General features: G+C 39.2%; 11 protein-coding genes. 8 read left to right on the forward strand and 3 right to left on the reverse strand.

Annotated elements, in window-relative coordinates:
* Positions 1 to 243 precede the first annotated feature (243 nt).
* The 4 genes from BLQ53_RS10000 (at position 244) to BLQ53_RS10015 (ending at position 4,504) form a co-directional block, all read left to right on the forward strand.
* A complete protein-coding gene (locus BLQ53_RS10000; RefSeq protein WP_093727171.1) occupies positions 244 to 1,215 on the forward strand; it encodes a Gfo/Idh/MocA family protein in 972 nt (323 codons plus the stop codon).
* A gap of 457 nt (positions 1,216 to 1,672) precedes the next feature.
* Positions 1,673 to 2,293, forward strand: a complete 621-nt coding sequence (locus BLQ53_RS10005; RefSeq protein ID WP_093727172.1) for a hypothetical protein — start codon at positions 1,673 to 1,675, stop codon at positions 2,291 to 2,293.
* Positions 2,294 to 2,298: 5 nt separating this feature from the next.
* Entirely contained in the window at positions 2,299 to 4,134 is a 1,836-nt protein-coding gene (locus BLQ53_RS10010) for a DUF6792 domain-containing protein (RefSeq protein ID WP_093727173.1), read from the forward strand.
* 1 nt (position 4,135) lies between these two features.
* A complete protein-coding gene (locus BLQ53_RS10015; RefSeq protein WP_093727174.1) occupies positions 4,136 to 4,504 on the forward strand; it encodes a hypothetical protein in 369 nt (122 codons plus the stop codon).
* A 131-nt stretch (positions 4,505 to 4,635) separates the two neighbouring features.
* Here BLQ53_RS10015 and BLQ53_RS10020 read toward each other — a convergent pair whose 3' ends face one another.
* The gene (locus BLQ53_RS10020) at positions 4,636 to 6,123 is read right to left on the reverse strand and encodes a flotillin family protein (RefSeq protein WP_093727175.1); all 1,488 of its coding nucleotides are present in this window, start codon (positions 6,121 to 6,123) and stop codon (positions 4,636 to 4,638) included.
* 136 nt (positions 6,124 to 6,259) lie between these two features.
* On the opposite strand from BLQ53_RS10020, the gene BLQ53_RS10025 reads away from it, so the two are divergent.
* Entirely contained in the window at positions 6,260 to 7,036 is a 777-nt protein-coding gene (locus BLQ53_RS10025; protein WP_093727176.1) for a putative hydro-lyase, read from the forward strand.
* Between the two features lie 161 nt (positions 7,037 to 7,197).
* Here the strand turns inward: BLQ53_RS10025 and BLQ53_RS10030 are convergent, their stop codons facing one another.
* Both BLQ53_RS10030 and BLQ53_RS10035 read right to left on the reverse strand, forming a co-directional pair.
* The gene (locus tag BLQ53_RS10030) at positions 7,198 to 8,229 is read right to left on the reverse strand and encodes a zinc-binding alcohol dehydrogenase family protein (protein WP_093727177.1); all 1,032 of its coding nucleotides are present in this window, start codon (positions 8,227 to 8,229) and stop codon (positions 7,198 to 7,200) included.
* Positions 8,230 to 8,382: 153 nt separating this feature from the next.
* Positions 8,383 to 8,727 carry a winged helix-turn-helix transcriptional regulator gene (locus BLQ53_RS10035; protein WP_093727178.1) on the reverse strand — a complete coding sequence of 115 codons (345 nt, stop codon included), beginning with the start codon at positions 8,725 to 8,727 and terminating at the stop codon, positions 8,383 to 8,385.
* Between the two features lie 202 nt (positions 8,728 to 8,929).
* Here BLQ53_RS10035 and BLQ53_RS10040 point away from each other — a divergent pair, with 202 nt between their 5' ends.
* From BLQ53_RS10040 to BLQ53_RS10050, 3 genes are all read left to right on the forward strand, one after another.
* Complete coding sequence (locus tag BLQ53_RS10040; RefSeq protein WP_093727179.1) at positions 8,930 to 10,126, forward strand: class I SAM-dependent rRNA methyltransferase; 1,197 nt, start codon at positions 8,930 to 8,932, stop codon at positions 10,124 to 10,126.
* Between the two features lie 636 nt (positions 10,127 to 10,762).
* Entirely contained in the window at positions 10,763 to 13,117 is a 2,355-nt protein-coding gene (locus tag BLQ53_RS10045; protein ID WP_093727180.1) for an ABC transporter permease, read from the forward strand.
* Positions 13,118 to 13,145: 28 nt separating this feature from the next.
* Positions 13,146 to 13,913, forward strand: coding sequence for an ABC transporter ATP-binding protein (locus tag BLQ53_RS10050; protein WP_425288296.1), 768 nt, complete (start codon positions 13,146 to 13,148; stop codon positions 13,911 to 13,913).
* Positions 13,914 to 14,211 lie beyond the last annotated feature (298 nt).

The raw sequence follows: 14,211 nt of genomic DNA on the forward strand, positions 1-14,211 counted from the left end.
TGAGTTTTTATTGTTTTGAGATAATTGAAAGTAGCTTTCCAATTCTCGGAGTTGCTCTAACTCCATTCTTATCGATAAAGCATTTAACTAAATTAGATTTTACAGTACCAAATTACTATCCGAAATTTAACTACCTCAAAGTGTTTTCATCAATGTAATTCATTAGGACACACCACACTGCTGAAACGCAAGCATCATCTTTCTCTTTACAACTCACTACCAACAAACAAGGGAGAGAAAAAGATGACACTCAAAATTGGAATGATTGGAACAGGCTGGTTTAGCCGCAAGCATGCGAACATTCTATCAAAGATGGATGGGGTTCAGATCCAGGCTATTTGCGGAACAAGTAAAGAGAAAGCAGCAGATATGGCGTCCGATTATGAGGGTGCGAATGGGTATGATCAGTATGTGGAAATGCTGGACGCTGAGGAGCTTGATGCGGTTTATATCGTTACGCCGCCAATGGTTCGGGGAGAGATTGAATTAGAGCTTATTGGGCGCGGTATTCCTTTCCTCATCGAAAAGCCACTGGGGACAGAGGACAAGATCCCAGCTAAGGTGTTAGAGCGTATGAATGAAAGTTCTATGATTACGTCTGTTGGGTATCATTTTCGATACAGTGATTCGGTTCAGTATCTAAAAGAAAAGTTAAATGGCCAAACGCTTGGCGTGGTATTAGGTAAATGGATGGGCGAGATGCCCATGGTGGGCTGCTGGAGAGATCAAGAGAAATCTGGCGGTCAGTTTATCGAACAAACAACGCATATTGTAGATTTACTAAGATACGTCTGCGGTGAGGTTGAAGAAGTTTTTGCGATGTATGGCAATCAAGTACAGCATAACAAGTACGATAATGTGCCGGACATTGGTACGGTAAGTTTACGGCTTCAAAATGGCGTGATAGCTAACCTGTCGAATACGTGTATCCTTCCTAGAGGCATGGGAGATATTGGACTCAAGTTATACACAGATAAAGGAATGCTAGATTGGCAGGGCGATAAACTAGAAATCGACCTTGAGGGTATAAAGACAACATATAAGGATACGGACAATCCATACGTTCGGGAAAATGAGGCATTTATTCATGCCGTTCGTACTGGCGACACCTCTCAAATCCGCTCTGAGTATAGTGATGCATATCTAACACATGAGGTGACGTATGCTGCTTTAGAGTCTGCAAGGAGTGGTGTACCTGTTAAGCTTAAAAAATAAAGGTAATGAAAGAAGGAGCGCTGATTTGAATCAGGGCTCCTTTTTTAAGTTTGCCTGCTTAAATTCGGTTTCCCGTTTGTTGTTTGCTTCTCTATTTCAGCTTCTTTTTCGATTTTGGCAATTTGCGAGCGACTTAAGTTTTCCGAATATCCATCATAAACGCTGATATGTGTGCCCAAGTGGGGTGATGCGATCCTTTGTTGATTATACGAAAATAGTTTTAAATTGTTGCTAAATAAGTCCATTATACTTCTATTTATCAATTTTCATTACTTTTAACCCTCGACTAAAGAAGGGTTTTTCTTTACGTTATAGTAAACTAATGGGAATCACTGGATATATTTTATATAATTTTTTTAGGATATAAGCGCTAACTGTATATTGGGGGTAGGACTACTTGAGATTAAATTTTGTAATCGTACTTATCTTAACAACATTGATGATAGGAGGTTGTAGTATGGGTGAGAACAAAAAATCCACATCGCCATCTGAAATGGAACCAAAAGAACTTCCTGATGTTCCTGCACTCCAGGATGAATTCACTCGTGACTTTATACAATCTGAGGAGCCGGTTAAGGAAGGGTATTATCCATTTAAATCAGGAACTAATAATTTCACGATGGATTTCCCAGAAGATATGATCATTATAGAAAGAGGCTATAGCAAGGGTCAGAATGATGGGAGTGAAATGATGGAGATTTCATTCTTACCGGAAGATATTGAAGTGAGAGACGTGTTGCCAACCATTATGGTACATTATTATGGCTTTATGAGTAGTGAAGAAAGCAGCAAGGAAAGTATGTCTAGTAGAAGAAAAGAGGAACTCCAATTTAAATCCTTGGGTTCTGACAATGAAGGAAAACAGTATGCGGAATATGCAGATTTCACAGTAGGGCCTTACCCGGGTATGGCCGCTTTAATTTGGAATGACAATAACCAGCAGATTCAAATATCCGCCTCCGTTGTTTGTAAGGAAGGATTAAGTGAAGAAGATTGCGAGAGGTTGGCTAAGCCTGAGAAAGAAAAGTTACTTGAGATATTCCGTTCCATTAAGCTAACAGCGCAAGAGGACGAGTGAGAATAATGGCCTTAGAAAAAATAACTTCTACAGATGTTTGGATGAGATTAGTTAATACAGAGTATGATGATTTATCTCCTGCTAATTTAGAAGAAAAGTTCAAGTATATCTACCTTGAAGAAACAGGAGAGGTCTTTGAGGGTGAGTTAAAGATGTTCCACTCCTCCGAGGCAAAATCGGTTGATCCTGAATTGACAGGCTATGACGGAACTGCGCTACTGATTTCTGAAGGGGAAGAAGAGGAACTCTTTGTTATTAATCAAGGAACTCAATCAGATACTATGATTGATTGGGCATACAATGTAAAGGGAGCGTACTTGGGGCAAACAGTAGACCAGGCGCAAGCAGCTAGGGATTTTACAAATGAAGCGAAAAGTCATTTTGCTATTGATGAAGAGGTAAAAGTAAATTCCCTAGGTCACTCTCTGGGAAATCAAAACGGAACAGTAACCGGTATATCTGATGGAACTTATGATAGTATGTATGGTCTTAATGGATTGCAGGTCTCTCCATATTCTCAGTATAAGTACGACTTTCTGTTTGCTGATGAAGTACGAAAAGAGTTTGGATTAGTTAATGAAGATGGTATATACAACATCCCTAAAGAGGACTTGGTTGATTTTACTCAAGAGTACTTTAAAGATTCAGGAGTTAAGATACATCAAGTCATTTCAACCGACGATCCCCTTTACGGAATCACCGAGAGAATTGGTTTAGCCCCGATGGGGAAAATCGAGTATATCGATACCAACCCGGAATTAGCAGGTATTAAGACAGTCATAGATGATATACCGGAAGATGTCTTGCAAGAATTTGTTGATTTGGGCATTTTGTATGCGAAGGCTGATGCAGATGGTGGTATTGGTGAAGTGTTGGAGCAAACCCTCGGAGTGAATTATGAGTACATTAAAGATCTGAATTCCTTGGAAAGTCTGGGTAATTGGTATCTCTTCGATCAAGAAGAGTTAGATGACACATTAAAGGCGGTTGATGAAAGTCTACCGCCTTTAATAGATAAATTAAATATTATTACCGATAATTCAGAGGCTATTTTTGGAAGGTTATACGAAGAGGGATATATAACAGAAAAACAGAAAACTATTATGATTGATGAAATAGCTAAATTAGCTAAAGAGCTCGAAACTGTACAAAATGCAATCTCTCAGAATGTTGAAGCAGATGAAAGCGGTGGATTCTTCGATAAGATAAAAGCTGATGGTGACTTAATAATGGACATCGTCAAGGTGTGGATAGCCTTTAATGAAGCGATGAAAAATATTAAGGATAGTGGGATCATGGAGAGTTTAGGTAGCATCGTTGATAGCCACAGCATTAATGAGTTGTTAAACGCTAAAGCTGGTGGGAATAAAAGCTATATAGGTAAAGATATGGTCCTTACATCTAATCGAGGTGGCGGAACACCAATCAAAGTAAATATGTCCGCTGCTTTAAGGCTTTATAGAGAAGGCACTACATCGTTAGAGGATAAAACCCGATATCTTACTGATTTAGAAAAAGCAGTACACGCAGAAGTCGCTTTGACTTATTTGGAAAGGCGTTCAAAAATAATGAGTGAGATTGGTCATATAGAGGCAAATCCTAAGAGTTATGCAGTTCTTCTGGAAGAGCATAAATACCCCACATATAAAGTTGAATCAGCAAGAGTCAATGAAATTATTAATCCTTTGACTAACGCTGATCTAGAAGAAGTAATGATTGAAATGAGGAAGTCTGTTGATTCTGGTTACATTTATCTCAACACATATAAAGAGGCTATAACGAAGCTTTTCAAAGAAGAAGAAGACCTCTTAAAACTATTTGATCTAGTTAGGGAGATGTAAGATGACTGAAAAGGTGACTGAAATTAAAAGCAAAGTATGGAAGCATCTATTGCCGGCGGAAGATTTTAATCATCTACGTAGCTCATTAAAGAAAGTTGCTGAGCCAATTTGGGAAGAAGACGAGAAGTTCTATAAATTAGTGAACCAAGTTATCGTCGGTGAAGACCAAAAGGGTAAGATAATGGAAGCGATGAAGGAAGAAACAGATAGGCGCAAAAATCTGGATGCTGAACTTACAGCAGATACAACAAAGAGAATTAATCAGATAGTATATAATCTCAATGATCAAGTATATGAACTTTACTTCCAACAAATATTTGTTACTTATAGTAATAAAGAATTCTTAGAAAGAACCTCGCTATTGAGATAACACTACAAAACGTGTCCCAAGACGCAATAAAATACCTACTTGCATAGATTGATAGAAAGAACGTTCTCTCTGTCGGTGGTCATGGAACAATAAGAGACACCTGTGCTAACGCACAGGTGTCTTAGTTTTACTCATTGATTTGTGTCTTCTTCTTCGAAACGTAGTGCAGATTCATTAACCGTAATTTGTTGCTGGTCTGATATTGCGTTATCTTCAACCGTTCCTTTATTTGGCTTAGAGGTACTGATGTTTTCCAAAAACCCTTCCAAATCAAACCCCGTCATCTGACCAAGACTCTCTTGCAGGTTTGCCATCGTATTTGTCACAGTATTAGGCAAGGAGTTAATCCCACCACCTGATCCATTATCCAAAATACGAATAGACTCGACATTACTGAATGATTCACTGATTGCTCTTGCATAATCCGGCATGATATCGATGAGTTTCTCACGTAGGATGACGTCTTGGTGCTTCGCCATTGCTTGAGCGCGTTTTTCGATCGCTTCGACCTCTGCGATGCTCTTTTGTTTGATGACCTCGGCTTCCGCTTCTCCTTCGACTCTTCTTGCTTCGGCACGGGCTTGTGCTTCTCTTGTTTTGGTGAGGTATTCTGCTTCGGCCTTTTGTTTTTGCACTTCTACTTGCTGCTGTTCCAATTTGACGTCATTTTCACGTTCTTTCTGGCGCAGTCTTAATTCACTTTCTTGTTCCTGTTCTTTGATTTCTAGTCGCTGCTTTTCGATACCTAGGCGCTTTTCTTCTTTTTCCAGTTCGTATGCAGCTTCGGCAATGGCTCTTTCACGTTCTGTTTCCGCTTTAATTTGGGCATCTTTGATGTCTTTTGTTTTACGAACTTCTGCGATGTTCATTTCACGCTGGTATTTCTCACGGGATACTTCTTCGTTTACTTCTGCTTGTTTGAGTTCGGTTTCCCGTTTGTTGTTCGCTTCGGCTATTTCAGCTTCTTTTTCGATTTCGGCGATCTGTGGACGACCCAAGTTTTCCAAGTATCCGTCATCATCGCTGATGTCTGTAAGTCCAAGTGATGTAATGCGGAAGCCCATGTCATTTAATTCTTTTTGTGCAATTTTACGCACATCTTCATTGAAACGTTCCCGGTCACCGTTGATTTGCTCAACGGTCATACTTGATAAAATTGCGCGCAGACTGGAATTTAATACTTCGCCAATTTCCTGCTCGATTTCTTCCTGCACTTTCCCTAAGAACTGCTCGGCATATCGTACGATACCTTCGAGCGTGTCTGCTACTTTGACTGTTGCGACAGCTTCTCCGTATACACCAACATGCTGTGCTGTATATACTTTTGGTGTTTTGATTTGTAATTGGAATGATTTCAAGGAAACTTTTGTACCGGTTTGGAACATTCTTAGCCTGTGACCGCCGCCACGGATTACTTTCATATAGCGTCCTTGGTCATCTTTATAGATATTTGTTTCTTTTTCTTCATCCCCGAGTTTCGGTCCGGTAACGATGAGTGCTTCGTTGGAGGGCACGGTACGGAATCTGATTTTCATGTAAATGAACCATGCAATTCCTGCGATAGCTGCCAGTACAACAAGTACAATGGTTATGGATACAATTGCCATTCCTTCTAACATATATACATTACCCCTTTATTTGTATTTATATATATACGTGCTACATTGCTTCTTAGTTTCATTACTTGAAGAGGATCAATTGACAAGTAAGCATGTTAAATGCAATAACTAAAACTATAGATAGGGGGAGTTACATATGAATCCACGTGATTTAAGAGAAAAGATCAGAACTGGTGAATTTAATACCCATACATCTGGAGTAGGCAGTAATTATGTTCAAGCAAACTTAGCAATCGTACCAAAAGAATATGCTTTTGATTTTTTGTTATTTGCTAATCGAAATCCGAAGTCTTGTCCAATTATTGATGTATTGGAACCAGGAGTGGTTGAATCTGCTCTCGCTGCTGGCTCGGATATTCGAAGTGATATTCCACTTTACTTTGTATATGAGAACGGAAAAATATCGGAGAAACGTCATGAACTTAAGGAAATCTGGCGGGATGACTTTGTATCGTTCTTAATCGGCTGCAGCTTTACCTTCGAAAGTGCATTACTAAAGGAAGGCGTTCCTTTAAAACATATTGAGCAGAACAAAAATGTTGCGATGTACATAACGAACCGGCAAACGAAGCAAGCTGGTGAATTTAGTGGACCTGTCGTAGTTTCCATGAGACCCATTAAAAATGAGCTAGTTCAAAAGGCAATTGATATCACTGCACAGTTTCCAAACATGCATGGATCTCCAATTCATGTAGGAGATCCGAAAGAAATAGGTATTGATGATATCAGTAAGCCTGATTTTGGCGAATTCACGGAGTATGGAGAAGAAGAGACACCTGTTTTTTGGGAATGTGGCGTAACACCTCAATCGGCAGCGATCCATTCACAGATTCCATTAGTGATTACGCATGCGCCGGGGCATATGTTTGTGACGGATGTGACGAATGAGGAGTTTTTGCGTAATAGATCTTGACGTCACAACAAATTTTACTCCTTTTAAATCACATTAAAGCAGTAGTCAATACGCTGCAGAGTAAGTTGGTTTGTAATAGATAGAATAGATAAAGGGGATAGCTATTTGCTACCCCCTTTATCTATTGGGTAAGTTATATTATCAAAAGTTATTAATGCTGATTAGAACTGTTCCAGAACTACCTTCCCAACTGTACGTCCTGACTCAAGAATTGCATGTGCTTTACGAAGATTCCCTGCATTTATCGGTGTCAGTTTTTCTGTAACAGTTGTCAGGATTATCCCGGAATCTACGAGGCGAGCTACTTCATTCAGAAGGTAATGCTGTTCGATCATATCGTCCGTTTCATAGCTGGATCGGGTGAACATGAATTCCCATACAAATGTTGCACTTTTATTTTTCAATAAAGTTAAATTTAATTCTTCATCGGTTTCCACAATCGAACATATCTTTCCTTGAGGTGCAATTGCTTCAGCCATGCTGCTCCAATGTTTTTCGGTACTGTTTAAACAAAGTATATATTCTACATTTGTCATCCCTATATTCACTAGCTGTGGAGTGAAAGCATTATAGTGATTGATGACATGATCAGCACCTAGTTTTTTGACCCATTCAGTAGACTCTGGTCGGGAGGCAGTTGCAATGACCTCAAGGCCGGCATGTTTGGCTAGTTGTATGGCAATGGATCCGACTCCGCCGGCAGCACCGATGATCAGGATTCTTTTATTTATATTTTTGGAAGGATCTGTGTTTACGCCTAAGCGGTCAAATAATCCTTCCCATGCTGTTATTGCGGTTAATGGCAATGCTGCTGCATGGGCAAAATCCAGATTTGCTGGCTTCTTCCCAACGATTCTTTCATCCACTAGATGAAATTCACTATTGCCCCCGGGACGTTTTATGCTCCCAGCATAGAAGACTTCATCACCTGGTTTGAATAAGGAGCATTCTGGGCCGACTTCTTCTACTACACCTGCTACATCCCAGCCAAGCACCTTTAGCTGCTTTTCAACTGTAGCCTTCGGAGAGCGGAGTTTCGTATCAACTGGATTCACAGAAATAGCTTTTACTTTGATCAATAAATCCCTGTTTACAGGGGTAGGCTTATCAATTTCCGCTTCTATCAGACTTTCCGGATCATCTAGTGGTAAGTATTTATAAAGACCTATAGCTTTCATTTTTTCTTGACTCATTATCGTCACTCCTGACTGATTGTTTTCTTCTTGCTCAGTCAGTATAATTTATTGATTTGCCAAGCGTAAGTACGCACATTTATGTTGGATAGTATAAATTTTTATACTATTGAAGGGTAAAAAAACTGCCAGCTATGCTGACAGTTAAATGCTTCACACAGATTGTTTATACGTTTCTCCCCAATTCTTCATTAAAGAAATGATAGGAATCAATGTTTTGCCGAAATCGGTTAATGAGTATTCCACTTTTGGAGGTACTTGCTTATATACTTCCCGATGAACCACGCCATCTTCCTCCAGTTCCCGAAGCTGAAGCGTCAGCATGCGCTGTGTGACGCCCGGACATATTCTTCGGAATTCATTGAAGCGCTTCGGTCCCTCAATTAAATGATATAGCAGTACACCTTTCCATTTCCCGCCGATCACATCAAGTGTATATTCTACTGGACAAGCCTCATCATTCGGACAATAACCATAACCGCTATTTCTATCTCTCATGTCAAAATGCCCCTTACATTGTATGATTTTTTTTCCTATTCGAATTATAAGCGAAAGATTAGAATTAAACATTATATAAAACCTGTCCTGAAACTTGGACTAACAGAGAATTTCTTGTACAGAGATTAGATAAGATACTAATATCGCTTAATTTCTTAAACAATGGCATAATTAAATCACCAATTTAAGTAAGGATGACAAAATGAGACAGTTAGTAGAAATAAAAGTAAAACCGAAATCGGTTAAAGATATGAAGAATGGCTATCCGCTGCTCACAAAAGAAGCAATCGATACTGCAGGAATGACAATGGCTGAAGGAAGCATCTTGCGCTTGGTTGATTCCAACCGCAAGTATATTGGAACAGCATATTACGGTTTACAAAATAAAGGTATAGGTTGGGTTTTAACACGCAAAGAACAGGAAAAAATCGATACGAAATTTTTCGTTAAGAAAATTAGTGAAGCTGTTGCAAAACGTAAGAATTTATATGAAACCGAAGATACCACTGCTTTCCGTGTATTTAATGGGGAAGGAGACGGTATCGGCGGATTGATCATTGATTTCTATGATGGCTTTTATATGGTGAGCTGGTATAGTGAAGGTATTTATTCTTTCCGTGATGATATATATCAAGCTTTGAGTAAAGTGGTAACAGTTCGTGGTCTATATGAGAAATTACGCTTTAATACGAACGGACAATACGTGGAACAAGATGATTATGTGTCAGGTGAAAAGGGAGAATTTCCTTTGATCGTTTTGGAAAACGGGATGAAATATGCAGTAGATTTAAATGATGGTGCCATGACGGGGATATTCCTGGATCAACGTGAGGTACGAAAAGCATTACGTGACCATTACGCAAAAGGAAAAACGGTTTTAAATACCTTCTCTTATACAGGTGCATTCTCTGTAGCGGCAGTTCTTGGCGGTGCGATAAAGACAACTAGTGTGGATGTGGCAAAACGAAGCCTGCCTAAGACTATTGAGCAATTTGCGGTTAACGAAATTGATTATGAAGCGCAGGATATTAAGGTGATGGATGTCTTTGATTACTTTCGATATGCGGCCCGTCATGAATTGAAATTTGACGTTGTCGTTCTGGATCCGCCAAGCTTTGCGCGGACAAAGAAAATAACATTCAGTACTGCGAAGGATTATCCGAAGCTGCTAAAAGACACCTTGAAAATTACAAATCAAGGTGGAATTATTATTGCGTCCACAAATAACGCAAGCTTCAATATGAAGAAGTTTAAATCATTTATCGATAAAGCATTTACGGAATCTAACACACGTTACAAGATTCTAGAAGAACACCAACTGCCGGAAGATTTTACAGTACCGCACAATTATCCGGAATTTAATTATCTAAAAGTCGTATTTATAAAGGTAATGAGTTAAGTATATATTCAAATGAAAAACAACTAACACCATCAGGAGTTAAAGAAGGTTAAAGTTGAAATGAACCTAAATTCTTTCGCACTCCAAGCGAAGCCCCCTAGCAGCTAGGTTCTTAACTACTGAAGCAAGTAGTTGACAAGCCAAGAGAAAACGTCGGCGACAACATGCCTGATATGGGGGCAATGTGTGATGTAATAAGCAGTTTAATCCCTATGTAAGGTGAAAGTGAAACGTTATAAAAGGAAGCTTTCCATGAGTTGAGTGAACTTGTGGAAGGCTTCTTTTTGTAATTCCCCAATGTGATTCCACGTACTCATTAGTTCACCAATAAATTCTTTGTGATTGTCAGTTGCAGTTATAGCAATCGTTCTCCTTATGCTTTTTACCCTTCTAATTTTTTCAATATCCTTCAATAGTCAACTTACAAAAATAAGGCTGGGGGCGTAGTAATTAATCAGCCTCCATCAGGTTCTTCAAATAAATACCATTTCGTATGATTATATTAGTACAATTGATAATCATTCAGGTCACGTTCACTTAGAAGTAGCTGGAAATTATCATCTGAAGAAATGACAAAAAGTGATGGAGACAAGGATAGATTAGAAAAAAAGTATCGTTGCTGGAAGGGGTAAAATCATGTTTTTGAAAATGGTAAAGAATGACTTCATCAGAAACAAAATCGTAACGATGACAGTATTTCTATTCATCACAATGGCCGTTATTTTGGCTGCCAGTGCCATTCATAACATTGCCAATCTGATTCAGGGTATATCAAGCTTTCAGGTAAGTGCAGTGCCAGCTGATATGACGGTGATGCATGCCGGGGAATATGACCAAGCGGAGATTGACCAATTTACAGAACAATACCGTGACCATATAGCGATGCAGGAAACGATGGTTCTGCAGAATATTGATGGAAGTAATATTCACTTTGGTCAAAATCAAACGATGGCTGGGACGATACAGGATATTTCATTTGTGGTCCAGAATAAGCATTTTGATTTTATAGTGGATCTGGATAATGAAAAGCTGGACGTGAAGGAAGGTTTCGTAGCTGTTCCCATCTATTTCATGGAACAACATGATTTAGAAATTGGGGATACGATTACGGTGAAAAGCGGCTGGTATGAGAAGGCGTTTGTCATTTCTGATTATGCAAGGGATTTTGAGATGAACTCTCCCCTTACTTCTTCGAAAAGGTTTGTGATAAATCAGGATGACTATAATGAAATGCTAAAAATGCAGGCTGGGGAACTGGAATATCTGATCGAATTCAAGCTGAATGAAACCGGAGATCCTGCTGCTGTTCAGACTGCCTACAATGAAGCAGGTCTTCCGGCAAACGGTCCTATATTGGAAGGTAAGATATTTGCGATTTTTAATAGCATGTCGGATATGATAGTTGCGCTCGTCATTATATTTATAAGCATTCTGCTTCTTGTGATTGCTTCACTCTGTATCAGACTTACATTCCTGGCAACGATTGATGAAGATATCAGGGAAATCGGTGTTATGAAAGCAATGGGGATATCCAAAAAAGATATAAAAAAGGTCTATCTTAACAAATACAGCGTCATCTCAGCAGCTGCCGGTATTATCGGTTATCTTATGTCCTTTGCAGTGGTAAATCTGTTAAACAGTAATATGAGACTTTATATAGCTTCCGATTTATCAGGAAGCTTAAAATATATTCTATCCCTTATAGCTCCATTACTTGTGTATTTCATGATTGTGATGTACTGCAAGCAAGTATTGAAGAGAATCGATAAGATTTCTGCGGTGGAAGCTTTACGTTCAGATATCATGGAGGGTGGAAAGAACCGAAGATACAGTTTCCCGCTGCTACAAAACAAATTTTTCAGCACGAATATGTACATGGGGCTGCGGGATGTAGGCAAACGATTCAAGTTATACAGGCTGCTGCTTGTTATTTTTATCGTATGTACGTTCATTGTCATACTTCCTGTAAATATGTATAACACCATGAATTCACCTGAATTTTCCTCCTATATGGGGATAGGAAAACAGGATATGAGAATCGATCTTCGAAGGACAGATTCCATTACAGAAGATTTCAACAAGCTGCAGGAAGAACTGCAGAATGATTCGGATATTGAAAAGTATGCACCCTACATCACAAGTTCCTACAAGGTCAAAAACGCAGAAGGTACCTGGGACAATATGAATATTGAAATAGGAGATTTTTCCGTGTTTCCGTTGAAATTTCTGGAAGGCAGAGCGCCGGAGGGAGAAGGAGAGATCTCGTTATCACTAGCCCATGCTGCAAAAGATGGATTAAACAAGAAAGTAGGAGATGAAGTAACCGTCAGGGCTGGCGGGGAAGAACAGACGTTAACAGTTACAGGTATTTATCAGGATATTACAAATGGAGGAAAAACAGCAAAGGCGCATACGAGTCTTGGGGTAAATGAAGAGGCCGTTCTTTGGTATATCGTGAGTTTGGATTTGGCTGAAGGCGTTGATGTAAGGGGGAAAATGGATTATTACCAGAATGCTTACAGCACGGCGCAGGTAAATGATATCAAAGAATATACGCAGCAGACGCTTGGTAATATCATCGATCAGATGGGGACAGTCGTGATAGGCGGAATCGCCATCGCGATCATCATCGCTGTATTAATCACTGCATTATTCCTTCGAATGTTGTTATCAAAGGATATGTCCCAGATTGCCATCATGCGGAGTATAGGATTAACTTCAAAGCAAATTAGTCATCAATATATGGCAGGCAATTTGATGGTGCTGCTATTGGGGATCATACTTGGAGTTCTGGCTGCGAATTTCCTAGGAGAAATTCTTGTAAGCATGGCCATGTCCTCTATGGGAGCGGCAAAAATTAAATTTGTTCATATTATCTGGCAGACTTGGCTGCTTTGTCCGTTAGCACTGATGATAGCCGTTGGATTGACGATATTTATGTCCTGTAGGGTAGCAGTAAAAGATGATTTATCTGTCGTTTTAAGAAGCTGATATTACGAAAAGGATAGGAGGAATATAGGTGACTAATATTATAGAAGCAAAAAGTATGACCAAAAAAGTAGCATTAGGAAAAGAGAATGAGCTTCCTATTTTAAGAGATGTAAATTTAGAAGTAAAAGAAGGTGAATTCGTATCGGTCATGGGACCATCCGGAAGCGGGAAATCAACACTGCTATATAATATAAGTGGTATGGATCGAATGACATCTGGGAGTGTAAAGTTTAAAGGCCGGGAAATCGGCAGTCTAAAAGAAGAAGAATTGGCAAAGGTTCGACTGAAAACGATGGGCTTTATCTTTCAGGATATTAATCTATTGAAGAATCTGTCGTTGATTGACAATATTATGTTTCCTGCACTTGTACCAACAGATGCGGATAAACATGCAGTGAACCAAAGAGCAAAAAAGCTGATGAAAATGACAGGAATTGAAAAGCTTGCCAATCACAATATCACACAAGGATCTGGTGGGCAGCTACAGAGGGTGGGCATCTGCAGAGCATTGATAAATGATCCGGATATCCTATTTGGAGATGAACCGACCGGAGCATTAGACTCCCAATCGACAGAAGAAATTATGTCAATTCTTGCACAGATTAATAAAAACGGGACAACGGTAATGCTCGTTACACATGATGTAAAGGTGGCAGCAAAAACGGAAAGAATACTGTTTATGGTAGATGGAGACATTGTTTCACAGAAGAAGATAGGTAAATTTGATGCACAGCAAGGCGATAGGAAGGAAAGAGAAGAGAGCATTATGAAATGGTTAATGGAGAATGGGTTTTGATTTATAATTTGTCGTTGGGGTTTGCATAAAGTTCATATGAGAAATTTATTAGGTGAGTTCTAAGGGAATAGTTCTTAAGAATATTTGTAAGGAAAGACATGCGAACATTTTGCTTTAGCAATAGGTATAGATCAAATCGTCCTTAAGGGCGGTTTTTTATTTTGTGATGGATGGCAGAACTACCAATCCATGCACCAAGAATTTGTTCATTTAAGTGAGGCCCTTGAGACAACGTGCATATATCAAATGAAAATTTTAAAAATTAGAGGTTAGGAGGTTAACAATTGTTAGAATTCTC

This window comes from Terribacillus halophilus (assembly GCF_900101385.1).
In the GTDB taxonomy this organism is placed as follows: Bacteria; Bacillota; Bacilli; order Bacillales; family Amphibacillaceae; genus Terribacillus; species Terribacillus halophilus.

Coding starts and splice junctions, on each gene's coding strand:
- BLQ53_RS10000 (WP_093727171.1), top strand. CDS start 244: ATGACACTCAAAATTGGAATGATTGGAACAGGCTGGTTTAGCCGCAAG.
- BLQ53_RS10005 (WP_093727172.1), top strand. CDS start 1,673: ATGGGTGAGAACAAAAAATCCACATCGCCATCTGAAATGGAACCAAAA.
- BLQ53_RS10010 (WP_093727173.1), top strand. CDS start 2,299: ATGGCCTTAGAAAAAATAACTTCTACAGATGTTTGGATGAGATTAGTT.
- BLQ53_RS10015 (WP_093727174.1), top strand. CDS start 4,136: ATGACTGAAAAGGTGACTGAAATTAAAAGCAAAGTATGGAAGCATCTA.
- BLQ53_RS10020 (WP_093727175.1), bottom strand. CDS start 6,123: ATGTTAGAAGGAATGGCAATTGTATCCATAACCATTGTACTTGTTGTA.
- BLQ53_RS10025 (WP_093727176.1), top strand. CDS start 6,260: ATGAATCCACGTGATTTAAGAGAAAAGATCAGAACTGGTGAATTTAAT.
- BLQ53_RS10030 (WP_093727177.1), bottom strand. CDS start 8,229: ATGAGTCAAGAAAAAATGAAAGCTATAGGTCTTTATAAATACTTACCA.
- BLQ53_RS10035 (WP_093727178.1), bottom strand. CDS start 8,727: ATGAGAGATAGAAATAGCGGTTATGGTTATTGTCCGAATGATGAGGCT.
- BLQ53_RS10040 (WP_093727179.1), top strand. CDS start 8,930: ATGAGACAGTTAGTAGAAATAAAAGTAAAACCGAAATCGGTTAAAGAT.
- BLQ53_RS10045 (WP_093727180.1), top strand. CDS start 10,763: ATGTTTTTGAAAATGGTAAAGAATGACTTCATCAGAAACAAAATCGTA.